Origin of the sequence: Paraburkholderia bryophila (assembly GCF_013409255.1) — a bacterium.
Taxonomy (GTDB): Bacteria; Pseudomonadota; Gammaproteobacteria; order Burkholderiales; family Burkholderiaceae; genus Paraburkholderia.
Genome location: NZ_JACCAS010000001.1, coordinates 2972438 through 2998976 on the forward strand (window position 1 = coordinate 2972438; position 26539 = coordinate 2998976).

Annotated in this window: 24 protein-coding genes; 20 read left to right on the forward strand and 4 right to left on the reverse strand. The window is 63.8% G+C overall.

The window, feature by feature from the left end; all coding sequences use genetic code 11:
- Positions 1-2: 2 nt before the first annotated feature.
- The 3 genes from GGD40_RS13150 to aqpZ all read right to left on the reverse strand — a co-directional run bounded on the left by GGD40_RS13150 (position 3) and on the right by aqpZ (position 2209).
- Positions 3-305: a PXPV repeat protein gene (locus GGD40_RS13150; RefSeq protein ID WP_179707744.1), complete on the reverse strand. Its 303-nt coding sequence runs from the start codon at positions 303-305 to the stop codon at positions 3-5.
- 285 nt (positions 306-590) lie between these two features.
- Positions 591-1286, reverse strand: coding sequence for a histidine phosphatase family protein (locus GGD40_RS13155; protein ID WP_179743956.1), 696 nt, complete (start codon positions 1284-1286; stop codon positions 591-593).
- Positions 1287-1468: 182 nt separating this feature from the next.
- A complete protein-coding gene (gene aqpZ / locus GGD40_RS13160; RefSeq protein ID WP_179743957.1) occupies positions 1469-2209 on the reverse strand; it encodes an aquaporin Z in 741 nt (246 codons plus the stop codon).
- Between the two features lie 292 nt (positions 2210-2501).
- Here aqpZ and GGD40_RS13165 point away from each other — a divergent pair, with 292 nt between their 5' ends.
- Positions 2502-2804 carry an H-NS histone family protein gene (locus tag GGD40_RS13165; protein ID WP_035554438.1) on the forward strand — a complete coding sequence of 101 codons (303 nt, stop codon included), beginning with the start codon at positions 2502-2504 and terminating at the stop codon, positions 2802-2804.
- A 322-nt stretch (positions 2805-3126) separates the two neighbouring features.
- On the opposite strand, the gene GGD40_RS13170 is transcribed toward GGD40_RS13165, so the two are convergent.
- Positions 3127-4191, reverse strand: coding sequence for a glycosyltransferase family 4 protein (locus tag GGD40_RS13170; protein ID WP_179707748.1), 1065 nt, complete (start codon positions 4189-4191; stop codon positions 3127-3129).
- Positions 4192-4909: 718 nt separating this feature from the next.
- On the opposite strand from GGD40_RS13170, the gene flhD reads away from it, so the two are divergent.
- The 19 genes from flhD to GGD40_RS13265 all read left to right on the forward strand — a co-directional run bounded on the left by flhD (position 4910) and on the right by GGD40_RS13265 (position 26522).
- Positions 4910-5230: a flagellar transcriptional regulator FlhD gene (gene flhD / locus GGD40_RS36925; RefSeq protein ID WP_035562573.1), complete on the forward strand. Its 321-nt coding sequence runs from the start codon at positions 4910-4912 to the stop codon at positions 5228-5230.
- Positions 5231-5281: 51 nt separating this feature from the next.
- Complete coding sequence (gene flhC, locus GGD40_RS13180; protein WP_179743958.1) at positions 5282-5842, forward strand: flagellar transcriptional regulator FlhC; 561 nt, start codon at positions 5282-5284, stop codon at positions 5840-5842.
- A gap of 270 nt (positions 5843-6112) precedes the next feature.
- Positions 6113-6973 carry a flagellar motor stator protein MotA gene (gene motA, locus GGD40_RS13185; protein WP_134961442.1) on the forward strand — a complete coding sequence of 287 codons (861 nt, stop codon included), beginning with the start codon at positions 6113-6115 and terminating at the stop codon, positions 6971-6973.
- Positions 6974-6994: 21 nt separating this feature from the next.
- The gene (gene motB / locus GGD40_RS13190; RefSeq protein WP_179743959.1) at positions 6995-8002 is read left to right on the forward strand and encodes a flagellar motor protein MotB; all 1008 of its coding nucleotides are present in this window, start codon (positions 6995-6997) and stop codon (positions 8000-8002) included.
- Between the two features lie 83 nt (positions 8003-8085).
- Positions 8086-8463 carry a response regulator gene (locus GGD40_RS13195; RefSeq protein WP_179707756.1) on the forward strand — a complete coding sequence of 126 codons (378 nt, stop codon included), beginning with the start codon at positions 8086-8088 and terminating at the stop codon, positions 8461-8463.
- An 88-nt stretch (positions 8464-8551) separates the two neighbouring features.
- Entirely contained in the window at positions 8552-10834 is a 2283-nt protein-coding gene (gene cheA / locus GGD40_RS13200; protein WP_179707758.1) for a chemotaxis protein CheA, read from the forward strand.
- A gap of 63 nt (positions 10835-10897) precedes the next feature.
- Entirely contained in the window at positions 10898-11434 is a 537-nt protein-coding gene (gene cheW, locus GGD40_RS13205; protein WP_179707760.1) for a chemotaxis protein CheW, read from the forward strand.
- 49 nt (positions 11435-11483) lie between these two features.
- Positions 11484-13406, forward strand: coding sequence for a methyl-accepting chemotaxis protein (locus GGD40_RS13210; protein ID WP_179743960.1), 1923 nt, complete (start codon positions 11484-11486; stop codon positions 13404-13406).
- A 204-nt stretch (positions 13407-13610) separates the two neighbouring features.
- On the forward strand, positions 13611-14561 hold the full coding sequence (locus GGD40_RS13215) for a CheR family methyltransferase (RefSeq protein ID WP_179707763.1): 951 nt from the start codon (positions 13611-13613) through the stop codon (positions 14559-14561).
- Positions 14558-15394 carry a chemoreceptor glutamine deamidase CheD gene (gene cheD, locus GGD40_RS13220; RefSeq protein ID WP_179707765.1) on the forward strand — a complete coding sequence of 279 codons (837 nt, stop codon included), beginning with the start codon at positions 14558-14560 and terminating at the stop codon, positions 15392-15394. Before GGD40_RS13215 ends, cheD begins: the two co-directional genes overlap by 4 nt.
- 5 nt (positions 15395-15399) lie before the next feature.
- The gene (locus tag GGD40_RS13225; RefSeq protein ID WP_179708946.1) at positions 15400-16488 is read left to right on the forward strand and encodes a protein-glutamate methylesterase/protein-glutamine glutaminase; all 1089 of its coding nucleotides are present in this window, start codon (positions 15400-15402) and stop codon (positions 16486-16488) included.
- Positions 16489-16573: 85 nt separating this feature from the next.
- Positions 16574-16969, forward strand: a complete 396-nt coding sequence (gene cheY / locus GGD40_RS13230; RefSeq protein WP_007179968.1) for a chemotaxis response regulator CheY — start codon at positions 16574-16576, stop codon at positions 16967-16969.
- A 1-nt stretch (position 16970) separates the two neighbouring features.
- Entirely contained in the window at positions 16971-17684 is a 714-nt protein-coding gene (cheZ, locus tag GGD40_RS13235) for a protein phosphatase CheZ (protein WP_179707767.1), read from the forward strand.
- Positions 17685-17972: 288 nt separating this feature from the next.
- Positions 17973-18509 carry a DUF2844 domain-containing protein gene (locus tag GGD40_RS13240; RefSeq protein WP_179743961.1) on the forward strand — a complete coding sequence of 179 codons (537 nt, stop codon included), beginning with the start codon at positions 17973-17975 and terminating at the stop codon, positions 18507-18509.
- A 14-nt stretch (positions 18510-18523) separates the two neighbouring features.
- On the forward strand, positions 18524-19840 hold the full coding sequence (locus tag GGD40_RS13245) for a DUF3443 domain-containing protein (protein WP_179743962.1): 1317 nt from the start codon (positions 18524-18526) through the stop codon (positions 19838-19840).
- Between the two features lie 186 nt (positions 19841-20026).
- Entirely contained in the window at positions 20027-21238 is a 1212-nt protein-coding gene (flhB, locus tag GGD40_RS13250; protein WP_179743963.1) for a flagellar biosynthesis protein FlhB, read from the forward strand.
- Positions 21235-23334, forward strand: coding sequence for a flagellar biosynthesis protein FlhA (gene flhA, locus GGD40_RS13255; RefSeq protein ID WP_179707776.1), 2100 nt, complete (start codon positions 21235-21237; stop codon positions 23332-23334). The genes flhB and flhA overlap by 4 nt, the downstream gene beginning before the upstream one ends.
- 364 nt (positions 23335-23698) lie before the next feature.
- Positions 23699-25660 (forward strand): flagellar biosynthesis protein FlhF, encoded by a 1962-nt coding sequence (flhF, locus tag GGD40_RS13260; protein ID WP_179743964.1) that lies wholly within the window; start codon positions 23699-23701, stop codon positions 25658-25660.
- Positions 25653-26522 carry a MinD/ParA family ATP-binding protein gene (locus GGD40_RS13265; protein ID WP_179707780.1) on the forward strand — a complete coding sequence of 290 codons (870 nt, stop codon included), beginning with the start codon at positions 25653-25655 and terminating at the stop codon, positions 26520-26522. The genes flhF and GGD40_RS13265 overlap by 8 nt, the downstream gene beginning before the upstream one ends.
- Positions 26523-26539: the final 17 nt, after the last annotated feature.

Below are 26539 nucleotides of genomic sequence, written 5' to 3' on the forward strand. Positions count from 1 at the left end.
GATCAACCGTGCCATCCACCGCGGTAACCGCCGCGATCGTCGTGGCCCCAGCGGCGATCGTTATGATCCCAGCCGCGCTCATCCCGGTGGTCACGGCGGTAGTAATCACCGCGATCATAGCGATGGTCCCAGCCGCCATTGCCGTAGTAAACCGGTTGCGGGGCTGCATAAACCGGAGCGGGTTGCGCATAAACCGGTGCGCCGAGCGACAGGCCGATGTTCAGATCCGTATGCGCTTGCGCGACACCGCATACGCCGACCGCGAGTCCGGCGGCAACCAGCAAGTGAGTGACGATGCGTTTCATGTTGTTCTCCTGTGAGGCGACGAGTGTTTGTCGCACAGGATCAATGTACGCATGCCGGCACGCGGTGACTGCGACGAGATGTTACGGACTGCAAGCATCTTCACAGGGTTGAAAGCTCACTGAAGCTTGGTCCACGCCCCACCTCACTGCATGATCTCTGCAGCCAACTCGCTGTTCCATAAGCGATTTCAGCACGTCGACGAATGAAGAACCGCAACGGCGCAAAGATTCGCCAGGAACCTGGCCGCCGTGCCCGTAATCGCGACTTACATCTGTATTACCGAATTAATCCGCCGCATTCGTGGAAGCCGCCGATGCAGCCGCCGACGGCGCACCGGGCAACGCCGCGCATGGGCAATCGGCTGAACGTCCATCGAGACCCTGGCGGTCACGCTTGAAGCTCGCCTGCGCGACGCCGTTCTGCCAGTTGAGGCGAACAATGTAAATACTGTCGAAGTCGTCGCTCTTCCAGTTCGGGACATCGGCGGGATTGCCGCCATGCGCGCTCAACATCTGGCGCAACAGTTTCACGATCAGCTTGTGCTCCCAGGCGACGACGATCAGCTTGCTGCGATTGTTGGGATTCACGAGCGCGGTACCCAACTGGTCGATCTGCGCAAACCCGTACGGCGTTTGTACGGGCATCTGGAATTGAATGGCCGTCGGCTCGATCGTGGCGAGCGGCCGGATGTAGTAGTAAGGGTGGCCGCTGTCGTCTTTCTGCTGGCCGGGATCGGGCGCGTAGATCGCGTCCGGTTTGCCGAACTTGGCCGCGATCACCGCCGGCAAAGCCAGCGCCCGATTCAACCCCTGGCAATTGAGTTGCCCGTAGCCCGCTGCAGGTTTCTCGCCGTGCCGCACGAACACGAGTGTTTCGGTTTGGCTATCGGCCGCATGCGCATTGGGTAGCATCAGCGCGCCGGCACACAAACCGCCGATCAAGAGTGCGATGCCATGCAGAAATCCGCGGAAACGGTTCATCGGTAGTACCTGTGCGAGCTTGGGAAGTCGCACGATTCTAGCAGCGGACTTTCAGCGCGCCCGCCGACGGATATCGACCGGTACGCCTGGTTGACACCGCAACGAAGCGAACCGAAACGCTAAAAAAGCAAAGCGGGCGCCGAGGCGCCCGCTTAACCTGCTCGCTCAACCGCATCCGCCTATCAGTCGACCGCAAGCGTCGTCGAATTGCCGCGCTGGTTTTCGGCGACGACCGGATACAGCACGCCCGCGATCACCGCGCCGAGGATCGGCGCCACCCAGAACAGCCAAAGCTGATCCATTGCCGCCCCGCCGACGAACAGCGCCGGCCCAGTAGAGCGCGCCGGATTGACGGATGTGTTGGTGACCGGGATCGAGATCAGATGGATCAGCGTCAGGCACAGGCCGATGGCGATCGGTGCGAAGCCGGCCGGCGCGCGCTTGTCCGTTGCGCCGAGAATGACGAACAGGAAGAAGCCGGTCATGACCACTTCGCAGATAAACGCCGCCACGAGCGAGTAGTGGCCCGGCGAGCGTTCGCCGTAGCCGTTGCTGGCAAAGCCGCTGGCCACGAGGTCGAAGCCGGGCTTGCCCGAGGCGATCAGCGAGAGCACCAGCGCGCCGAGCACCGCGCCGACCACCTGCGCGACGATATACGACGGCAGATCACGCGCCGGAAAGCGCCCGGCGACCGTCAAACCGACGCTCACCGCCGGATTCAGATGGCAGCCGGAAATGTGGCCGATCGCATAAGCCATGGTCAGCACGGTCAACCCGAACGCGAACGCCACGCCGACGAAGCCGATACCGAGGCCATGAACCGGGCCGGCGAAGTTGGCGGCGAGCACGGCGCTCCCGCAGCCTCCGAGCACGAGCCAGAAGGTGCCGAAGAGCTCGGCGGCGAGGCGTTTTGACAACGGCATGGTCGGTAATCCTAAAAAGAATGACGCTTTACACGGCATAGATGAGACAAGCCGCGGGTAGATGTTTGAGCGCGCAATTCTAGGGAAGGACAGCCAGAATGGGTGTCAAGAATTGTCAAAAGTGGAGTCTGATTTACCTATTATTACCGGATAAAGATGGCATTTTACAATTCATCGAAGCTTAATAATTATCAGAGGATATCTTCCTAAATCGGTATTATTGGCCATTGCGAATTTTTATAATTGCAGTTAGTCTGCGAGCGAATGAGTTCTAGAAAAGGGGAGAACCGGAATGTCACAATACGCAGATCTCAAGGCGCAGATCGCCAAATTGCAGGCGCAAGCAGAAGAAGCGCGCCGTACTGAAATTGACAATGTTGTCGCCGACATCCGCCAAAAGATCGCTGAATACGGTCTGAGTGCGCAAGACCTGGGCTTTGCGGTCGCCGCGCGGCGCGGACGCCCGCCCAAAAAGGCGCCGTTGCCGGCGAAATACCAGGATCCCAAATCGGGCAATACGTGGAGCGGCCGCGGCAAACCGCCTAAGTGGATTGCCGGCAAGAATCGCGAGCGTTTTCTGATTGGCGCGGCGTGAGTCTATTTGCAGCCCGACGAAAGCCAACTGAAGGTTAGTGGCAATCGGACTTATTGACCGCACGCGAATCCGCTATGGGAGCGTATCCATGCCGGCATTAAAAAAGCCGCCCGGGGAGGCGGCTTTTTCTGCAAATTAGGTGGGATAACTCCGACTTCCCGCCCGCGCAAACGATTCACATGGTGAATTGACTGCCGATTTGGCTGGGAAATGGGAAAGCAGCGGAAAGCGGCGTAAGCGGGCGGGGGGCACGCTTAAACGCCGCTAAACGATGAGGCATAAGCCGCTTGTCCCACGCCATTCACCTCATTCAACCGAGCTTTCAGCCCACCGCCACCTGGCGCAGCATCGGCCGGCGGGTCGCTTCGATCAGTGCCGAATAGCCGTCCACATAGTTCTGCGCCATCGTCTTCGAACTAAACCGGCGTTCGAATTGCGCGCGAATCTCAGTGCGCGACAACTCGTCCAGACGCTGCAGCGCGGCCACCGCGCCTTGCACGTCCTCGACGATATAGCCCGTCACACCGTGGTCGATCACTTCCGGTACCGAACCGCGATTAAACGCGATCACCGGCGTGCCGCAGGCCATCGACTCGATCATCACCAGGCCGAACGGCTCCGACCAGTCGATCGGGAACAGCAGCGCCTTGGCGCCGGACAGGAACTCGGGCTTCTGCGCCTCGTTGATCTCGCCGACGAACTCCACGTGCGCCATCGACAGCAGCGGCTCGATCTCGCGCTTGAAGTATTCCTGGTCGACCTTGTCCACCTTGGCGGCGATCTTCAGCGGCAAACCGCTTTGTGCAGCGATCTTGATAGCTGTATCGACGCGCTTCTCCGGGCAAATGCGGCCGAGGAACGCCAGGTATTCCGGCTTCTTGTGCGCCTGCGGCGTCAGCAACTGGTCCGGCAAGCCGTGGTAAATCGTGTTCAGCCAGTTGGCTTGCGGCAACGGCAGACGCTGCGAATCGGAGATCGACACCACCGGCACGTGGGAGAACGCGTCGAACACGGGTTGCAGTTCCGGCAAGTCGAGGCGGCCGTGCAGCGTAGTCACGAACGGCGTGTCCATGGTCGTGAACAGCGGGAACGGCATGTAGTCGAGGTGAAAGTGCAGCACATCGAACTCGTGCGCGACCTTGCGGACCTTTTCCATCATCAGGACGTGCGGCGCCAACGCGTCGCGGATCGTCGGATCGAGACGCAGTGCGCGCGGCCAGCAGGCGTCGAGGTTCGCGGACGTGACCGAGTCGCCGCTCGCAAACAGCGTGACATCGTGGCCGAGGTCGACCAGCGCTTCGGTCAGGTACGACACGACGCGTTCGGTGCCGCCATAGAGCTTCGGCGGGACGGCTTCATACAACGGCGCAATTTGGGCGATTCGCATGCGTTTCTCCTGTTCATATCGGCTTCGCACAGCAATGCTCGGGTCGAGCGAAGCGCGAATGCCTGTCGGACGGTTGGGCGCGGTAAGCCGCCGCCCGGGGGTGCTCCGAACCTGCATCGGGTAATCCCTTAGCGTCCATTATCGGGATCGGCCGAGCTAATTCGAGTTATTTTTCAAACGCTTAATGTTGTTACAGCGCGAAACATGGTGCGTTACAGGTCGACTGGACGCTCACCGTCGGCATTCAGCCGATAGCAGCGGCGCGAAATGAAACACTGCGCAGCCTTCAGCAAGGCGCGCGCCTGACGGCTGGAGGGCAATACCTACGCGCCTGCGTAAGGACGCGTTGCGGAGAAGTGAAATGGTCTTATAATTCTTTTTCACCGCTGCAACGGTGCGGATCCAGAGTCATTCACGACTCACCATTCGGTCCGCGGCCTTCTCCAGGCGAGTATTCAAAGCGCATCGCAAAACGCAAATTGCGCGCATGCCGCGCCAACTCACTGTCCCACGCACGCCCCTTTGTAGGAATTATTCCTACATGAATGACGGATTAATCCGTCAGGCAGGCTGGGTGTCTGTCCGATTTTCGTCCGCTCCCCCTTTCGAGACAATGTGCGCAAGACCAGAAACGAGCCGATTCGTGCGGTTGGGGTGCGCGCGTTCGAGCAAACGTTTCCGTAACGGCCTGACCAGCCAGATTTACCCCGGGGGAATCATGAGCGCGACAAGCGAAATGCTCAATGAGATCAGAGAAGTCAACCTGTCGTATCTCCTGCTAGCGCAGCGATTGCTGCGCGAAGACAAGCCGATGGGCATGTTTCGCATGGGGATTTCGGACCAGTTAGCCGATGTGCTCGCCAGTTTGTCTTTGGCGCAGACCGTGAAGCTGGCGGCGTCCAATCAGGTGTTGTGCCGTTTCCGTTTCGACGACCATGCCGTGCTGTCCGCGCTCGCGGACAAAGGCAAAACCAGCGCCGTGGCTCAGGCGCATTCCGCGATCCTGATGGCTAGCCAGCCGGTCGAGCAACTCGGCTGATGGCAGCTCGCATGTCAAACAAAGCGATCAGGACGGGAGATTGGCACGCGGATGGCCTATAAAAGTGTGGTGCTCGAAGTCAGGGAAATCACCCTGGCCATCGAACTGATCGAACTGGGCGCGCGCCTGCAATTGCTGGAAGCGGAAACCAGTCTGTCGCGCGACCGGCTCATCAAGCTGTACAAGGAATTGAAGGGGGTGTCGCCACCCAAGGGCATGTTGCCGTTTTCGACCGACTGGTTCATGACCTGGCAGCCGAACTTTCACTCCTCGCTGTTCTACAACATCTACCGTTTCATGGCCGGCCACGGCGGTTGCCAGACGATCCAGTCGATCGTGAAAAGCTACCGGCTGTATCTGGAACATGTCCATTTGCACGACGACGAGCCGGTGCTCAGCCTCACGCGCGCGTGGACGCTGGTGCGCTTCTTCGATTCCGGCATGCTGCAAATGACCGCCTGCTGCCGTTGCGGGGGACATTTTGTCGCGCATGCACACGATCCGCAGCATGCGTTCGTCTGCGGGCTGTGCCAGCCGCCGTCGCGGGCCGGTAAGACAAAGAAATTCGCCGACGCTCGCGCCCGCGAGAACCTTGCCGCGCTCGAAGCCTGAGCCAGGGCGGCTGCGGGCAGCCAACATGGCCAACACGGCCGCCACGGCTGCCATGGCCACCCGCGGCATGCCGACGCACCGCGCGCCGGCCACCTCCCTATCCGGCGGACTCTTCGGTCCGCCCGTTCCGCGCCTGCCCTTACCGGGTCTGGCGCACCCGCCTCTGGTTTACACCGGAGCGACGAGCCGCTTTTCCACCAAAGTTTTCTGCTCCGTTGCCGTAAACCAGATTAACGACGGTCACCGTCGCTTCTTTGTGAGGGCTCGGCAGTGCTGATTTTCGTGGGAACTCTCGTGACGCTGTTGTCCGTTTTCGGCGGTTACGCGCTTGAAGGCGGCCATCTTGGTGCGCTGCTGCAGCCTGTCGAAGTGCTGATGATCGTCGGTGCGGGTATCGGCGCGTTCATTCTCGGCAACGGAATGAAGACGATCAAGGCGACGCTGCGTGTCATTCCAACCCTGTTCAAGGGCGCGAAGTACAACAAGGACGTCTACATGGAGCTGATGGCGCTCCTTTACGTTCTGCTGGCCAAGGCGCGCAAGGAAGGCACGCTGACGCTGGAAGCGGACATCGACGATCCGTCGAAGAGTCCGATCTTCACGCAATACCCGAAGATTCTCGCCGACCATCACATCATCGAATTCCTGACCGACTACCTGCGCTTGATGGTGGGCGGCAACATGAATGCGTTCGAGATCGAAAGTCTGATGGACGAGGAAATCGAAACGCATCACCAGGAAGGCGAGGCGCCCGCGCACGCCCTGAACAAGGTCGGCGACGCCATGCCGGCGTTCGGGATCGTGGCCGCGGTGATGGGCGTGGTGCACACCATGGCCTCGGCCGACAAGCCGCCCGCGGTGCTCGGCGAGATGATCGCGCAAGCGCTGGTCGGCACCTTCCTGGGGATTTTGCTCTCGTACGGGCTGATCGGGCCGCTCGCGAGCGTCGCCGAACAGCGCGTGACCGAGTCGACCAAGATGTTCCAGTGCATCAAGGTGACGATTCTGGCCAGCCTGAACGGCTACGCCCCGGCGATCGCCGTCGAATTCGGCCGCAAGGTGCTCTTCTCGACCGAGCGCCCGTCGTTCGCCGAGCTCGAAGAGCACGTGCGCCGCGTCAAGGCCAAGTAAAGGGCGCCGGGAACCGAATCGATGAGCAAGGATAAAGACCGCGCCATTGTCGTCAAGCGCGCAGCACCGAAGAAGGCCGGCCATCACGGCGGCGCGTGGAAGCTCGCGTACGCGGACTTCATGACCGCGATGATGGCGTTCTTCCTGCTGATGTGGTTGCTGAGTTCGGCGTCCACGGTGCAGTTGAAGGGGATCGCCGATTACTTCAACCAGCCGTTGAAGGTGACGCTGTGGGGCGGCGACCGCAGCGCGGAAGACTCCAGCATTCTGAAGGGTGGCGGTCGCGACATTTCGACCGACGCCCAGGGCATTACGCGCATGACGGACGGCCAGAACAGCCGTGCGCAGCGGACCGTTTCGCACAGTAACGACGATTCGATGAACCAGACGCAAGGCGAGCTGGAACGCCGCGAACAGGTCCGGCTGCACGATCTGCAGGTCAAGCTGATGGCGGCGATCGAGGCGAATCCGGTGCTGCGTCAGTTCAAGCAGCAGATCCGCATCGATTCGACGCTGACCGGCCTGCGCATCGAGATCGTCGACTCGCAGAAGCGGCCGATGTTCGCGACCGCGAAAGACCAGGTGGAGCCGTACATGCGCGACATTCTGCGCGAGATCGGCCACACGCTGAACGACGTGCCGAACCGCATCATCGTGCAGGGACACACCGACGCCGCGCAGTACGCGGGCGGCGAGAAGGGTTACAGCAACTGGGAACTGTCCGCGGACCGCGCCAATGCGTCGCGCCGCGAGCTGATCGCCGGCGGCATGGACGAAGCGAAGGTGATGCGCGTGCTCGGTCTCGCGTCGACGCAGAACCTGAACAAGGCGGACCCGATGGATCCGGAAAACCGCCGCATCAGCATCATCGTGTTGAACAAGAAGTCGGAGGAGGCGCTCGATCATGACGACTCCACCACGACCACCTTGTCGGACGACGCAGCCGGCTCCAAGCCGTTGCTGCAAAAGCTTGCGCAGCCGGTGACGGCTGCACCGAAGTTGCCGGCGGCAGCGCCGGCGGCCCAGTAACAGACAGCGGTCGTCTGGCCGGTCCACGCGCCCACTGGCGCGGACCGCCGGGCGATCCATAGCGTAAGTGCAGCGAGGTTTTCATGATCAGGCATATCCTGGCAATCGACGATTCGGCATCGATGCGGCAGATTCTCGCCGCGACGCTGACGACGGCCGGCTATGAGGTGACGCTCGCGTCGGACGGCATCGAAGGGCTCGAAAACGCGCTCGCCATGTCGTTCGACCTCGTGTTGACCGACCAGCACATGCCGGGCAAGACCGGCCTCGATCTGATCGCGGAGCTGCGCGGCAACCCGGCCTACCAGGCGACACCCATCCTCGTCCTCACGACGGAATCGGGCGAGCCGTTCAAGGCGGCGGCGCGAGCGGCGGGCGCGACCGGCTGGATCGAAAAGCCGCTCGACCCGGACATGCTGACCGAACTGGTGGCGGCGTTGGCCGAACCGGATCAGGCGTAAGCATCACCCTTAGACCAAGTTATAGAAGCTCTCGACGCGGCGGCACGGTAGCCCAAGCCTAGACAGGAACTCTCGCGGTGACCCAGGCATGACACTCGACATCACTCAGTTCTATCAGACGTTCTTCGACGAAGCGGACGAACTGCTCGCGCAGATGGAGCAGTTGCTGCTCAATCTGGACATCGCGCATCCGGACCCGGAAGATCTCGCGGCGATTTTCCGCGCGGCGCATTCCATCAAGGGCGGCGCGGCGACGTTCGGCTTTACCGCGTTGACGGAAACGACCCACATTCTCGAATCGCTGCTCGATCGCGCACGCAATAACGAACTCGTGCTGCGCAAGGACATGATCGACACGTTCCTCGAAACCAAGGACGTGTTGTCCGGCCAGCTCGCCGATTACCGGGCGAGCGCCGAGCCGGACGCCGCGATCGCCAAGGCGATCTGCGCGAAGCTCGAACAGTTGCACGCGGAAAGCCGCGCAGGCGGCGCGCCGGCAGCACCGGCCCCGGCCGTGCAAGCGGCACCGGCACCGGTTGCAACTCAAGCAGTACAGGAAGGTACCCCGCCGGAGCACGTCGTCGAACAGGCGTGGCAGGCAGCGGCGGGTGAATGGACTGACGGCGACCCGGCACAGACCGGGCAAGTCGCGGGTGCCGGCGGCGCGGATGACAACGCCGGCCCTCATCTGAAAATTACGCTACGGGGCGTTGGGGAGAAGGACCAGGAACTGCTGGCCGAAGAGCTCGGCAACCTGGGTAACATCGTCGGGCAGGTCAAGAGCGGTGGCGATTTCACGCTGTGGCTCCAGACCGACGTGACCTCCGACGATATCATCGCCGTCTGCTGTTTCGTGATCGACGAAAGTCAGATCTCGATCGGCCGCGGCACCGCACCGGTGGACGAAACGCAGCAAGGCGAACCTGGAACGCCCGACGCTGCCGATTCGGCCCCGGCGCAAGCAGTACAGGCAGTAGAAGCGGTGCAGGCAGCGTCGTCGGCCCCGGTGGCCAACACCGCTGCGCCCGCTGCAACACACGGCATGTTCGACGCAGCGGCGGCGCAACCCGCCGCGGCTAGCAGCGCACCGGCGGCCAGTGCGGCGCCGGCGGCGAGCGCCGCCGCGCCTGCCGAACACGACCGTAAGGCCGCGGCCCGTCCGGCTGCGGCTGCCGGTGGCGCGGAAGGCAGCTCGATTCGCGTCGGCGTCGAAAAGGTCGATCAATTGATCAACCTGGTCGGCGAACTGGTGATCACGCAAGCCATGCTCGCGGAAACCACCAGCACGTTCGACCCGGCGCTGCACGATCGGCTCTTCAACGGCATGGCGCAGCTCGAGCGCAACGCGCGCGATCTGCAGGAAGCGGTGATGTCGATCCGCATGATGCCGATGGATTACGTGTTCAGCCGCTTCCCGCGTCTGGTGCGCGATCTGGCGGCGAAACTCGGCAAGGAAGTGGAGCTCGTCACCTTCGGTCAGGCGACCGAACTCGACAAGAGCCTGATTGAACGGATCATCGATCCGTTGACTCACCTCGTGCGCAACAGTCTCGACCACGGTATCGAAACCGTGGAAGCGCGGCGCGCGGCGGGCAAGGATTCGACCGGCCAACTGGTGCTGTCGGCGGCTCACCATGGCGGCAACATCGTCATTGAAGTGAGCGACGACGGCGCGGGTCTGCGCCGCGACAAGATTCTCGCGAAGGCGGCCAAGCAAGGCATGCAGGTCAGCGAGACGATGAGCGACGAAGAAGTCTGGAACCTGATTTTCCTGCCGGGCTTCTCGACGGCGGAACAGGTCACGGACGTCTCCGGCCGTGGCGTCGGCATGGACGTGGTGAAGCGGAACATCCAGTCGATGGGTGGTCACGTGGAAATCACCTCGCACGCCGGCAAGGGCAGCACCACGCGGATCGTTCTGCCGCTCACGCTGGCGATTCTCGACGGCATGTCGGTGAAGGTAGGCAGCGAGATTTTCATTCTGCCGCTGAACTTCGTGATGGAGTCGCTGCAGCCGCAAGCCGAAGACATTTACACGGTGGCCAACGGCGAGCGCGTGGTGCGCGTGCGCGGTGAATACCTGCCGCTGGTCGCGTTGCACGAAGTGTTCAACGTCGACGACGCGAAGCAGGAGCCGACCCAGGGCATCGTCACCATCATGCAAACCGAAGGGCGCCGCTTTGCGATGCTGATCGATGAACTGGTGGGCCAGCAGCAGGTGGTCGTGAAGAATCTGGAAACGAATTACCGCAAGGTGCACGGCATTTCCGCGGCGACCATTCTCGGCGACGGCAGCGTCGCGCTGATCGTGGACGTGGCGGCGCTGAACCGCGAAACGCGCCACGCGCATGGCGCGATGAGCCTCGCATGATGCCGCTCACACTCGACGTAACACTCACTCAACTTATTTCATCCCAACCGTTTGGGGGCTAACGTGGCAGAAGTCCAATCCATCAATTCGAGCGTCGCGAACGCGAGCGGTACGAATGGCCGCCGCGACGCGCAGCAGGCAGACGCCGGCGGTCAGGAATTCCTCGTCTTCACGCTCGGCGCCGAAGAGTACGGCATCGACATTCTCAAGGTGCAGGAAATCCGCGGCTACGACAACGTGACGCGGATCGCCAATGCGCCGGAGTTCATCAAGGGTGTGATCAATCTGCGCGGCATCATCGTGCCGATCGTCGACATGCGCATCAAGTTCCATCTGGGCCGCGTCGAATACGACCACCAGACGGTGGTGATCATCCTGAACGTCGCGCATCGCGTGGTCGGGATGGTGGTGGACGGCGTGTCGGATGTGCTGACGCTCGCCACCGACCAGATCATGCCGGCGCCGGAATTCGGCGCGACGCTGACGACCGAGTACCTCACGGGACTGGGCACCGTCGACGGCCGCATGCTGATCCTGATGGACATCGAGAAGCTGATGACCAGCCGCGAAATGGCGCTGATCGAATCGCTCGGCGCGTAACGGCAGCGGCAGCAAGCTTTAACGACAGATTGGGACAGGGAGCATCGAGATGCTGAGCAGGTGGTCGATTCGCACGTCATTGACGATGGTGGGGATCCTTCTGGCGGCGCTGACCGTGGTGGTCGGCGCCCTTGGGCTAACCGCGCTGAATCGCGCGAGCCAGTCGCTCGACCGCATTGCGCGCGGCGATCTGGTGGCGATTCACGCACTCGACGATGCTTCCGCGTATCTGTTGCGCTCGCGTCTCGCGATCGACCGTTTCAACACGCTGTCGGCCGCGGGTAATGCGGACGAAGCGAAGAAGGCGATCGACCGTGCGCAGGAACTGCTGGTCAAGGGCAATCAAAGCTGGCAGGCGTATCTCGACGCGCCGAAAGCCGGCATCGACCCGGCGCTGCTCGACGACGTACTCGCCAGGCGCACGGCGGTGATGCGCGACGGCGTCGATCCGGAGTTCACGGCGCTGAACGCGAACGACCTGAACGCGTACCACGCGATCGCCGACACGAAGATCAGCCCGATGTTCATCGCGTATGACGGCGCGGCGTCGGCAGTCGTCAAGGCATTGCAGCAAAGCGCCGTGGATCTGCAGGCCGGCGCGCAGTCGAACATCTCGCTGATGACCACGCTGATTATCGCGTTCACATTGTTCGCGCTGGTCGTGGTGGTCGGTATTCGTTTCGCGCTGCGCGGCCTGATCGTGCAACCGCTGAAAGATGCGACCGCCTGCTTCGAGCGGATCGCGGCGGGCGATCTGTCCGAGTCGATCAACGTGTTCAGCCGCAACGAAATCGGCATTCTGTTCGCCGGCATCAAGCGGATGCAGGACAGCATGTCGACGATGGTGAGGGCTGTCCACAGCAGCACCGAATCGATCGACACCGGCGCGCGCGAGATCGCGATGGGCAACACCGATCTGTCGCAACGTACCGAACAGCAAGCCGCTTCGCTGCAGGAAACCGCGTCGAGCATGGAGCAACTGACCGGCACCGTGCGGCAGAACGCCGAGAACGCGCGTCAGGCGAGTCAGTTGGCCGTCAACGCGTCGGACATCGCCACGCGCGGCGGCGACGTGGTGAGCCAGGTCGTCACGACGATGCAGGGCATCGCGACCAGCTCGAACAAGGTCGTCGACATCATCGGCGTGATCGAAGGCATTGCGTTCCAGACCAATATTCTCGCGCTGAACGCGGCGGTCGAAGCCGCCCGCGCCGGCGAGCAGGGCCGCGGTTTCGCGGTGGTGGCCGGCGAAGTGCGCAGCCTCGCGCAGCGCAGCGCGAGCGCCGCGAAGGAAATCAAGGAATTGATCGGCGATTCGGTCGACAAGGTGCAAAGCGGCTCGGCGCTGGTCGGCCGGGCGGGCACCACGATGGACGAGATCGTGCAGGCCGTGCGCCGCGTGACCGACATCATGGGCGAAATCAGCGCGGCGTCGGAAGAACAGTCCGGCGGCATCGAACAGGTGAATCGCGCGGTCGTACAGATGGACGAAGTCACGCAGCAGAACGCCGCGCTGGTCGAACAGGCGGCGGCCGCGGCCGCGTCGCTCGAAGATCAGACGCGTCAGTTGCAAGCGGTGCTGACCGGCTGGAAAGTGGCCGGCGGCCCGACGCGCAGCAGCGCCGCACCGGCGGCGCGTTCGCCAACGGTGGCGCGTAGCAGCGGTAACTTCGGTAGCAACGGCAACAAGAGCAAACCGGCTGCCAAGGCCACGCCGCAAGCCGGCGCGGGTCATGCAACGAATCATGCCGTGAATCACGCCACACCGGCTGCGGGCGCGGCAGCGGCGAGTAACACGGCAGAGCACGCAGCACACGCAGCACCGGCGACAACCGCGCGCGAAGCAGGCGCGGCACGCGTCGAACCGGCGTTGCGGCCGAAGACGATTCGTCCGGCCACCGATTCCGCATCACGCTCGGGCGCGTCCAGCGCGACCGCGGCGGGCTCGGACGCGGACTGGGAAACGTTCTAGGAAGTGGCACAAAGACATGCAGTCATTCGACATCTCGCTCCATGAGGGGCGAATCATCGAAGCACGCTTACAAGGCGTGTCGCGGGCCGACTGCGTGTTGGAAGAACTCGCGGGCGGGCGCGACCCCGCGAACACAATCCCTTGCACCCAGGGACACTCTTTGGGCGGCAAGCGGGATGGCTCGTATTGCAGGCAGGAACTTTCATGATGGCAACGCGCGCACAGCAACGACCCGATCGGGCGGAGCCGGTTCGATCCGGTGAACAGGGACGGGACTTCGAGTTCACGTCGGCGGATTTCGCTCGTATTCGCGACCTGATCCATCGCAGCGCGGGCATTTCGCTGTCGGATCACAAGCGCGACATGGCGTATAGCCGTCTGGCGCGCCGTCTGCGCGCCCGCGCTCTCGACACGTTCAAACAGTATCTCGATCTGCTCGAAGCGGAGAACGATCCGGCTGAGTGGGAAGCCTTCACCAATGCGCTGACCACCAACCTGACCGCGTTCTTCCGCGAGGCGCATCACTTTCCGATTCTGGCCGAGTTCGTGCCGCGCCGCCCGCAACCGGTCTCGGTCTGGTGTTCGGCGGCATCCACCGGCGAAGAACCGTACTCGATCGCGATGACGCTGATCGAGGCGCTCGGCGACAGCGGCGCGCGCCAGGCCTCGGTGCTGGCCACGGATATCGACACCCAGGTGCTCGCGAAAGCCGAAGCCGGCATGTACCAGTTCGACCAGGTCAAGCACCTGTCGCCCGAGCGGCTCAAGCGCTTCTTTCTGAAGGGCACCGGCGCGCATGCCGGGATGGTCAAGGTGCGCCCGGAAGTGCGCGCGCTGGTGCGCTTCCAGCAACTGAACCTGACCGACCGCGATTACCAGTTGCGCTCGCAGTTCGACGCGATCTTCTGCCGCAACGTGATGATCTATTTCGACAAGCCGACCCAGGCCCAGGTGCTGGGCCGCTTCGAGCCGTTGATGAAATCGGGCGGCCTGCTGTTCGCCGGTCACTCGGAAAACTTCACGTACGTCACGCAGGCGTTCAAGCTGCGCGGCCAGACCGTCTACGAGCTGACGCGTGACGCCACCGGCGCGCGCGCGCCGGTGCGTGCATCGACATCGACGTCGTCTCACACGACGAGCGGGGTGACCGTATGAGCAGCCGCCTGCCGATCGCAACCAATCTGTATTACGACAACCACTTCCAGCGCCCCGGCGTGAAGCTGTTGCCGAACGAGTTCTACACGACGCATGAAGACATGGTGCTGGTCACCGTGCTCGGCTCGTGCGTGGCGGCCTGCATTCAGGACCGCACCGCGGGCATTGGTGGCATGAATCACTTCATGCTGCCCGACGACGGCGCGGACGTCGCGCAGGCCGCATCGGATTCGATGCGCTACGGCGCGTACGCCATGGAAGTGCTGATCAACGAACTGATCAAGGCCGGCGGCCGGCGCGAGCGCTTCGAAGCGAAGGTGTTCGGCGGTGGTGCGGTGCTGGCCGGTATGACGACGATGAACATCGGCGACCGCAATTCGGAATTCGTGCGCCGCTATCTGGCGCTCGAAAAGATCCGGATCGTCGCGGAAGACTTGCAGGGCTCGCACCCGCGCAAGGTCGCGTTCATGCCGCGCACCGGTCAGGTGATGGTGAAAAAATTACGCCTGCAGCAGGAAGCGGGCGTGGCCGAGCGCGAACAGGCGCTCGTGCGGCAGGGCGCCGAGGCCCGTGCCGAGCGGCTCGCCGCCGCGCGCAAGCGGGTCGAGCTGTTCTCGACGCCGGCTGCGGCGCGGCCCAAGGTCGAACTGTTTTCGTCGACGGGCGCGGCACGCCCCAAGGTCGAGCTGTTCAGCTCGAGCGCCGGCGGAGCAGCGGGAACAGCAGGGTCGGCGGCAGGCAGTGCGGGCGCAGCGAAACCGCGCATCGAACTGTTCGGCGCCAACTCGCGCCCGATTAACTCAAACAACGCCAGAACTACAGAGGAGGCGTGAGCGCTGTGCAAAAGATCAAAGTACTGTGCGTCGACGATTCGGCGCTGATTCGCAGCCTGATGACGGAAATCATCAACGGCCAGCCGGACATGACGGTCGTGGCGACCGCACCCGACCCGCTGGTCGCGCGCGATCTCATCAAGCAGCACAACCCGGACGTGCTGACGCTCGACGTCGAAATGCCACGCATGGACGGCCTCGACTTCCTCGAGAAGCTGATGCGCCTGCGACCGATGCCGGTCGTGATGGTGTCGTCGCTGACCGAACGCGGTAACGAAATCACGCTGCGCGCGCTGGAACTGGGCGCGGTCGACTTCGTCACCAAGCCGAAGGTCGGCATTCGCGACGGCATGCTCGACTACTCGGAAAAGCTCGCCGACAAGATCCGCGCCGCCGCCCGCGCCCGCGTGCGCCAGACCGCGCCGGTCCAGCATGCGGCGGCTCATGCGGCGCATGCGCCGGTGGGCGCCGCGCCGCTGTTCAACAATCCGCTGCTCAGTACCGAGAAGCTGATTATTGTCGGCGCGTCGACGGGCGGCACCGAAGCGATCCGCGAAGTGCTGGTGCCGCTGCCGCCGGATGCGCCCGCCGTGCTGATCGCACAGCATATGCCGCCGGGTTTCACAAAATCTTTTGCGCAACGCCTCAATGGTTTGTGCCGGATTACCGTTAAAGAGGCAGAGCATGGCGAACGTGTGCTGCCGGGACATGCGTACATCGCACCTGGCCACGCTCACCTGTTGCTGGCCCGCAGCGGCGCGAACTATATCGCGCATCTGTCGGACGATCCGCCGGTGAACCGGCATCGGCCGTCGGTGGATGTGCTGTTCCGTTCGGCCGCGCAGCACGCGGGCAAGAACGCGGTCGGGGTGATCCTGACCGGCATGGGTCGCGACGGCGCAGCCGGACTGCTGGACATGAAAAAAGCGGGGGCGTATACCCTTGCGCAGGACGAGGCGAGCTGTATCGTGTTCGGCATGCCGCGCGAAGCGATTGCGCTCGGTGCGGCGGACGAGATCGCCTCGCTGCCGGAAATGAGCCGGCGCGTGATGGCCCGCCTGTCGTCGATGGGCGATCGCGTTCAACGGGTATGATGCTGGCCGGGTAGATTGAGGCGCCAGTTTGACGCGCTAGTTGCTGCGATCAGGCGGCGCACATGGATCAAGCTAAGGGAATGAAATGGATAAGGGAATGAAGATTCTGGTAGTTGACGACTTTCCGACGATGCGCCGGATCGTTCGCAACCTCCTCAAGGAGCTGGGCTATTCGAACGTCGACGAGGCGGAAGACGGTCAGGCCGGCCTCGCGCGTTTGCGCGGGGGCACCTACGACTTCGTGATTTCCGACTGGAACATGCCGAACCTCGACGGTCTGGCCATGCTCAAGGAAATCCGCGCCGACGCGAACCTCACGCACCTGCCGGTGCTGATGGTGACGGCCGAGTCGAAGAAGGAAAACATCATCGCGGCGGCCCAGGCCGGCGCTAGCGGTTATGTCGTCAAGCCGTTCACGGCCGCGACGCTCGACGAGAAGCTGAACAAGATTCTCGAGAAGATGGCGAAAGCCGGGAGCTGATGTGACTCTGCCGACCAATGCGCAAGGCGCCGAAGCGGTGAATGAGAGCGGCGACTTCGCGTCCGACCGCATCCTCGCCCGCATTGGAGCACTGACCCGCACGCTGCGCGATTCGATGCGCGAGCTGGGGCTCGACAAACACGTCGAGCGTGCGGCCGAAGCGGTGCCGGATGCGCGCGACCGCCTCAAGTACATCGCGACCATGACCGAGCAGGCCGCCGAGCGCGTGCTGTCGTCGATCGAAGTCGCCAAGCCGATCCAGGAGCAACTGCAGAAGGACGCCGGCGTGCTCGACGCACGTTGGGAGCAGTGGTACGCGGCGCCGATCGAGCGCGAAGAAGTGCGCGCGCTGATGAACGACACGCGCACCTTCCTGCGCGGCGTGCCCGAGGCGACCTCGGCGACCAATTCGCAGCTCATGGAGATCATGCTCGCGCAGGACTTCCAGGATCTGACCGGCCAGGTCATCAAGAAGATCACGGACGTCGTGTACCTGATCGAGCAGCAGTTGCTCGGCGTGCTGGTCGAGAACATCGCGCTCGAGCGGCGCGAACAGTTCGCGGCGAACGCGGCGGCATTGGCGGCGGCGGAGATTTCGCCGACCGGCAGCCCGGAGAGTCTGCTGAACGGTCCGCAGATCAATCCGGAAGGCAAGGCGGACGTGATGCAGGACCAGTCGCAAGTCGACGACCTGCTGGCAAGCCTCGGCTTCTAAGCCTGCAGTGCAACCGGCGGCCCGTCTACCGGGCCGCCCGGATCGTCTGGGCAAACCAGTCCGCATAGCAAGCCGCGCGCCCGCGTGCGCTTGCTGTCTACCGACACAAACCACAGGCATACTACGAGCTCAAGCAGCGGCACGGCTGACCGGTGACGACAGTCGCCGGACGCTGGCAAGGTGAGGAAAACCCCTCCCGTTTGCTACGTCAGCGGTGCCGTATGATCTGCATACACGCAGCCGGTCGCATCCTGTGCGAACCGCGCGCAGCTCGGGAGGAGCCTCGTCATGTGGAGTCGTGTACGCCGCGCCAGGATCGTTACGGCGCTAGTCTTGCCCAGTTCGCTGTTCGCCGTACCGTCCGCCTATGCGGGATTGGGCGGCGCCCCGATGACCCCGCCCGCGGATGCATCGGTTTCCTCCCGCACTGTTCAGCCCGCCGCGAGCGCCGCGTTGAGCGTGATGCGTTCCGCATCCGGCGCCGCTTCCTCGAGTTCCGCTTCCGCGTCGTACACCGTGCGTGAGACCACGCTCGGCAACGGCACGGTGGTGCGCGAATATCTGGCCGCCGACGGCTCCGTGTTCGGCATTGCATGGCGCGGCCCGCAAATGCCCGATCTGAACGAGATGCTCGGCAGTTATTTCCCGCAGTACGTCGCCGGCGTGAGGGCCGTGAAGGCCGAGCGCGGCGGTGCCCGTGGGCCCATCGCGGTCGACCAGAGCGGTCTCGTCGTGCATTCCGGCGGCCATATGGGCGCATTCAACGGTCAGGCGTGGCTGCCGCCCGCGTTGCCCGCTGGCGTCAGCGGTTCCGACATCCAGTAAGAGCGAGGACGACGATGCGAACCATGCGAATTGCTATCAAGGCAGTGAAGTTCAAGAGCTGGGTGCAGGCCGTCGCGGCCGTGATGCTGGTGTCGACGCTGGTTGCGTGCGGCGGCGGTGGGGGCGACAGCAACAGCAACAGCAGCGGCAACAATTCCTCGTTTACGCTGAACGGCGGATCGCTGCCGGCCAGCCCGACTCAGCAGCCGATTGCCGCGAATGCCGCGAACACCACGACGATCACGGTGGGCCCCGGCGTGAACGGCGTCGTCAATATTCCGACGGTGAGCGTGACGATTTGCGCGCCCGGCTCCACGTCCAACTGTCAGACCATCAACAATGTCCAGGTGGATACCGCTTCGTTCGGCTTGCGGCTGGTCGGTTCGGTGATCAACCAGTCGGTGCTCGGGGCGTTGCCGGTCAGCGCAGTGAGCGGCGGTCAGCTCGCCGAGTGCGCGACCTTCGCCGACGGCTACACGTGGGGCTCCGTGCGCACCGCGAGCGTGGCGATTGGCGGTGAGACGACCACGGCGGCCATTCCGCTGCAGATCATCGGCGACATGGCTGCCAGCACGGTGCCGGCGCGCGGTTGCAGCGGCTCGGCGGAAAACACCGTCTCCGATCTCGGCGCCAACGGCATTCTCGGCATCGGCACCGCGCCGAACGATTGCGGCGCGACCTGTGCGAACGCCGTGACGGCCGCGAACTACAGCAATTACTTCGCGTGCCCGGGCGGCGCGTCCTGTGCCCGTACCGCGGTGCCGCTCGCGCAGCAGGTGGCCAATCCGGTGGCGAACTTCCCGGTCGACAAGAACGGCGTGATCGTGCAGTTGCCGGCCGTGTCGAATTTCGGCACGGCGTCGGCCACCGGCACGCTGGTGTTCGGCATCGGCACGCAGTCGAACAATACGATGGCGGCCGCGCAGTCGTTCACCACCGACGCCTATGGCGATCTGAACAACAGCGTGTTCAACGGCACGACGGTACAGGCATTCCTGGATTCGGGCTCGAACGCTTACTTCTTCTCGGATAGTTCGCTCTCGCTTTGCAGCAGCAACTTTCAGGGCTTTTACTGCCCGTCGTCGGCGCAAACCCGCTCGGTGACGCTGGGCGGCGCGAACAGCACGAGAGCGACCGCCAGCATTGGCATTCTGAGTGCGTCGATGCTGTTCGGCAACAGCAGCAGTTACGCGTTCAACGATCTCGCCGGGCAAATCAGCGGCAGCAGCGCGTTCGACCTCGGTCTGCCGTTCTTCTTTGGCCGTTACGTGTATTACGGCCTCGACCAGACGGCGACTCCTGGCGGTCAGGCGCCGTTCGTGGCGTTCTGACGCACGCGTCTGAAGGCGTCACCGGCCGGCGGCCCGGGTAACACCGGGCAGCCGGCCGAGCGCCGCTCCATCTCTCGAAATACCCCCCTTTCTCCGCCCTTATCCCCCGATCAGCGCTTGCGTTGAGCGGGAATAATCGCTCTCACTGGAAAGAGGCGTCGTGCCTCGGCCGACTGGAGAGCGTTTGTGGCAGAGGATAGCGACCTCGAAAAAACCGAATCAGCCACTCCCCGGCGCCTGCAGAAGGCGCGCGAGGAAGGGCAGATCGTGCGTTCGCGGGAGCTGTCGACGTTTGCTCTACTGGCGGCGGGGTTCTTCGGCGTGTGGGGTATGTCCAGCAGCATCGGCGAGCATTTGGAGAGCATGCTGCGCACGGCCTTCACGTTCAATCACGCGACTGTCTTCGAGACCCGCCGCATGATGATCGGTGCCGGTGTGGCCGGTCGCGAAGGGCTTTACACGCTCCTGCCGGTGCTGGCTTTCACCGGCGCGGCCGCGTTGCTCTCGCCGCTGGCGCTGGGCGGCTGGCAGTTGTCTTCAAAGGGACTCGAGCCCAAGTTCAACCGGCTCAATCCGATTGAAGGGCTCGGCAAGATTTTCTCGATCAATGGCCCGGTCCAGCTCGGCATGTCGCTCGCGAAGACGCTGGTGGTGGGCATTATCGGCGGCACGGCGATCTGGAATCGCCGCGAAGAGATTCTCGCGCTGGCGACCCAGCCGTTGAATCTCGCGTTGGCCAACTCCGCGCATCTGATCGCCGTGTGCTGCGGCATGACGGTGGCGGGCATGTTCGTGGTCGCCGCGCTGGACGTGCCGTACCAGCTGTGGCAGTTCCACAAGAAACTGCGCATGACGAAGGAAGAAGTGAAGCGCGAGCACCGCGAAAGCGAAGGCGATCCGCATGTGAAAGGCCGGATTCGTCAGCAGCAGCGCGCCATTGCCCGCCGCCGCATGATGACCAACGTGCCGAAGGCCGACGTGGTGGTGACCAACCCGACGCACTTCGCGGTCGCGCTGCAATACACGGACGGCGAGATGCGCGCGCCGAAGGTGGTCGCCAAGGGCGTGAACCTGGTGGCCGCGCGGATTCGCGAGATCGCCGCCGAAAACAACGTGCCGCTGCTCGAAGCGCCGCCGCTCGCGCGGGCGCTGTATCACAACGTCGAGCTGAACCGCGAAATTCCGGGCCCGCTGTATGGCGCGGTCGCCGAAGTGCTCGCGTGGGTGTATCAGCTCCGGCGTTTCAATACCGAAGGCGGCACCGTGCCGGTCGCACCGACCGACTTCGACGTGCCGCCGGAACTCGACAAGGGCGCTGTGGCGGAAGACGAAGCCGACCAGGAAGCCGCCGACGTACTTAACCCCGCTAACGACGACGCATCAGGACGTTCCGCATGAACACTCGCGCCGGTTTCCTCGCCCGACGGCCGGATGCCTTGAGCAGCACCAATTTGCGCGCCCTCGCCGGGCCGGTGCTGATCGTAATGATCCTCGGCATGATGATTCTGCCGTTGCCGCCGTTCCTGCTGGATCTGCTGTTTACCTTCAACATCGCGCTGTCCGTGATGGTGCTGCTCGTCAGCATGTACACGATGAAGCCGCTCGATTTCGCCGCGTTCCCGAGCGTGCTGTTGTTCTCGACCTTGCTGCGGCTGTCGCTGAACGTCGCGTCGACGCGGGTCGTGCTGCTCGAAGGTCACACCGGTCCCGACGCGGCCGGTCAGGTGATCGAGTCGTTCGGCCACTTCCTCGTGGGCGGCAACTTCGCGGTCGGTATCGTCGTCTTCGTGATCCTGATGGTGATCAACTTCATGGTGATCACCAAGGGCGCGGGGCGGATCGCGGAAGTGTCCGCGCGCTTCACGCTCGACGCGATGCCCGGCAAGCAGATGGCGATCGACGCCGATCTGAACGCCGGTCTGATCAACGAAGACCAGGCCCGCAAGCGGCGCCTCGAAGTCTCGCAGGAAGCCGAGTTCTACGGCTCGATGGACGGCGCGAGCAAGTTCGTGCGCGGCGATGCGATCGCCGGTTTGCTGATCATGGTGATCAACATCTTCGGCGGCCTGATCGTCGGGATGGTGCAGCATGGCATGGACTTCGCCTCGGCCGGCAAGACCTACACGCTGCTGACGATCGGTGACGGCCTCGTTGCACAGATCCCGTCGCTGGTGATTTCGACCGCGGCCGGTGTGATCGTGTCGCGTGTGGCCACCAACGAAGACATCGGCACGCAGCTTACCGGGCAGTTGTTCACGAATCCGCGCGTGCTGGCGATCACCGGCTGCATTCTCGTGCTGATGGGCCTGATTCCGGGTATGCCGCACTTCGCGTTTCTGTTGCTCGGCGGCGGGCTGATCCAGCTTGGCCGCACGATGAAGAAGAAGGCCGACGACCGCAAGAACACCAACGCGCTGGTCGACGTCGCGCCGGCCGCGATGACGCCGGTCGAGAACACCGAAGCGAGCTGGGACGACGTGACGATGATCGACACGCTCGGCCTGGAAGTCGGCTATCGGCTGATTCCGCTGGTCGACAAGAATTCCGACGGCGAACTGCTCAAACGGATCAAGAGCATCCGCAAGAAGTTCGCGCAGGAAATCGGTTTTCTGCCGCCTGTCATTCATATTCGCGACAACCTCGAACTGCGGCCGAACGGCTACCGCATCGCGTTGAAGGGCGTCGAAGTGGGCGTCGGCGAGGCGTATCCGGGGCAATGGCTGGCGATCAATCCCGGTCAAGTGTCCGCCGCGTTGCCGGGCACGCCGACGCAGGATCCCGCGTTCGGTTTGCCGGCGATCTGGATCGATACGAATCTGCGCGAACAGGCGCAGGTGTACGGCTATACGGTGGTCGATTCGAGCACCGTGGTGGCGACGCACCTGAATCACCTGGTCGTCACGCATGCGTCGGAGCTGCTTGGCCGCCGCGAAGTACAGTCGCTGCTCGAACGGATGCAGAAGGACACGCCGTCGCTGGTCGACGATCTGGTGCCGAAGTCGCTGCCGCTCACCACGCTGCAAAAGGTGCTGCAGAACCTGCTGGAAGAAGGCGTGCCGATCCGCGATATGCGCACGATTCTCGAAGCGTTGTCCGAGCACGCGCCAAAGGTCACCGACGCGCACGATCTCACCGCGGCCGTGCGGCTCGCGCTGGGTCGCGCGATCACGCAGCAGTGGTTCCCGGGCACCGGCGACATGCAGGTGATGGGCCTCGATTCGAACCTGGAGCGGGTGCTGTCGCAGGCGCTTTCTACTGGCACCAACCCCGGGCTCGAACCGGGGCTCGCTCATACGCTGCTGAACGAAACCCAGAAGGCGATGACGCGTCAGCAGAACCTTGGGCTCTCGCCGGTGCTGCTGGTGCAGCACGCGTTGCGGCCGATGCTCGCGCGCTTCCTGCGGCGCAGCCTGCCGCAACTGAAGGTGCTGTCTTATGCCGAAGTGCCCGACACGCGCAATATCAAGGTGGTGAATCTGATCGGGGCGCATTGAGCGCCGCCATCAACCCCGTATCGAACCCCGCGTTGAACCGGGCCATCGCTCCGGTTCATCTCGCAGGCTGTATTTCCACCGGCGCTCTTCGAGCGCCGGTTTTCATTTCCGCAGCCGACTTTTCGCGCCGCAAGCCGGCCGCGTCGTTCATCACGCGCCCGCGGACGCCCCGTCGCACGGCCGTGAAAGGCGCGTTTAAAACCGCTGTGAGCGGGACTTGCAGCACGTTTCCATCGTCCGAATTACCCCCCTTTAACAGTCTTTATCCATCGATCGTCGCTCGACGGGTTTCGCAATAATGATCTCAATGGGAAGCGGTATGTCGCCGGTCCGTTAGTTCCGTTTACCTCATCGGGGGTCCAGCTTGAACATTCGTAAATTTGTCGGTGCAACCAGTCGTGATGCGCTGCGTCTCGTACGCGAAGCGTTGGGCGCGGACGCGGTCGTACTGTCCAATCGCACGATGGACGACGGCAGCGTCGAGATCGTCGCGTTGGCCGACAGCGACCTGGCCGCCATCACCCCCAAGGCGCCGCGCGCAAGCGTCGCCGCGGCACACGCCGCGTCGATGAATGGCACGGCTGGACATCCCGCGCTGGCCGCGCCGCGCGCGCTGCCGATGGGTAATCCTTATGCGAGCGGCATGCCCGATGTGTTCTCGTCGGTGTTCGGTGCGAGTCCGGAAGCCGGTGCCGAGAGCGACAGCGGTCATGCCGCCGGCCCGTACGCCTTCGACGACGCCTTGAGCGACGAACCGGCTGCCGCGCCGAAGCAGGCTATGAAGCAGGCCGCGAAGCCGGCGCCGTCCGCCGCGCCGAAATCGGCATTGCCGGGCACCGCTAACGCGCTGTCGGCTAGCGCGCCGGGCAAGCCCGCCGCAGCCGCCGCGCCGCAAGCAGCCGGCGCCGAGCAGCCGAGCGCACGTGCCGCGGTCGCGCGTCTGAACGAAGACATCCGCGCCGATCTGCTGAAGGCCGCCGGCGTGCCGCCGTCGTTCGCCACGCCGGGCGCTGACTTGCAAACGCCGCGCACGATGGCCGAATCGAATCCCTGGCTGATCGACCACGCTCGTCGTATCGCCGCTGAACAGCAGCCGGAAGGCGCCTACAGCGCACGCCCCGCCGCGATGACGCCGGCCGCCGCCATGGCCAAGGGCCTCGGCGCCGCCGTCCAGCCGGGCAGCGCAAGCGCCGCGCAATCCGTCGACACCCCCGAGTGGGCGCGCGAAGCCGCGCAACTCGCCGCACGCCGCGCCGCGCAGAAAATCGCGCCGTCGCTGACGCCGAGCGACGACCGCACTCCGGCGTCCGTCGCGGAAGCAATCAAGGTGCGCATGGAGCAGGTCGTCAACGACACGGTGATGAACGAGCTGTCGTCGATGCGCGGCATGATGGAAGAACACTTCGCCGGTCTGCTGTGGGGCGATCGCCAACGCCGCAACCCGACGCGCGCCGCGCTCACCAAGCATCTGTTCGCCGCCGGTTTCTCCGCGCAACTCGTGCAGATGATGGTCGACAACCTGCCCGACGAAGTCGACAGCATGGAAGGCGGCATGGACTGGGTGCGCTCGGTGCTCGAGTCGAACCTGCCGGTGATGGAAGACGAAGACGCGCTGATGGAGCGCGGCGGCGTGTTCGCCCTGATGGGCCCGACGGGCGTTGGCAAGACGACGACCACCGCCAAGCTGGCCGCGCGCTGCGTGATGCGCTTCGGCGCCAGCAAGGTCGCGCTGCTGACCACCGACAGCTACCGGATCGGCGGCCACGAACAACTGCGCATCTTCGGCAAGATTCTCGGCGTGTCGGTCCACGCGGTGAAAGACGGCGCCGATCTGCAACTCGCGCTCTCCGAACTGCGCAACAAGCACATCGTGCTGATCGACACGATCGGCATGAGCCAGCGCGACCGGCTCGTTTCCGACCAGATCGCGATGCTGTGCCGCGCCGGCCAACCAGTGCAGCGCCTGCTGCTGCTCAACGCGACGAGCCACGGCGACACCCTCAACGAAGTCGTACAGGCCTATCAGCGCTCGCCGGACCATCAGCCGCTCGCCGGCTGCATTCTGACCAAACTCGACGAAGCCACCAATCTGGGCGGCGTGCTCGATACGGTGATCCGCTACAAGCTGCCGGTGCACTACGTGTCGACCGGTCAGAAGGTGCCCGAGAACCTGTACGTCGCGACGAAGAAATTCCTGATCAAGAGCGCCTTCTGCATTCCGCGCGACAACTCGCCGTTCGTGCCGCACGAAGACGATATTCCGGCCTTGCTGTCCTCGCTGTCTGCCCGCTCGACAGCCGACCTTCACGAGGTCCGCTTTGGATAAGCTCATCTCCGATCAGGCAGAAGGACTGCGGCGCCTGCTGGCGCGTAGCGGCTCGCGCGTGATTGCGGTGACGGGCGGCTCGACGGACGCAGGCTGTACGACGACGGTGGTGAACCTCGCGGCGGCGCTCGCGCAGCAAGGCAAGGATGTATTGGTGATCGACGAATGCCTCGGCGAGCTGTCGGTGAGCGCGATGCTCGGCGGCCTGCGCGGCGCGGGTAATTTCGCTGCCGTGATGCGTGGCGAAATGGCGCTCGACGACGCGGCCGCGCGCCACGCGCTGGGCTTTTCGGTGCTGGCCGCGTCGCGCCTGAATCGCGAGGGTCACTCGGCCACGCAGTTCGGCGTGGTGTTGCACGGTTCCGCGGATGTGGTGCTGATCGATGCGCAGTTGGACTCGCAAGGCCACCTGTCGCCGCTCGCCAAACAGGCGCACGACGTGATGATCGTTACGCGGATGGCCGCGCAAGCGATCACCGAGGCGTACGCCTGCATGAAACGCTTGCACTACGCGCACGCGCTCGCACAGTTCCGCGTGCTGGTGAATCACGTGCAGAGTCCCGGCGACGCGCATACCGCGTTCGCCAACCTGGCCGGCGTGGCCGGGCGCTACCTGACGGTGGCGCTGGAAGACGCCGGTTGCATTACCGCCGATGCGCGGATGGCGCGAGCCCTGGAGTTGTCGCGTTGTGTCGTCGATGCGTTCCCATCGACACCGGCTGCGCGCGACTTCCGGCAACTCGCCGCCGAATTGCAGTACTGGCCGATGCGGCCAGCGATGTCGTCGCAAACGCCATGGATGGCGTCTGCGACAGTTACAGCGGCGCAACACGCCGACCAACCGTCTGCGCAGCACGCCTGAGAGGCGGCACAAGGACA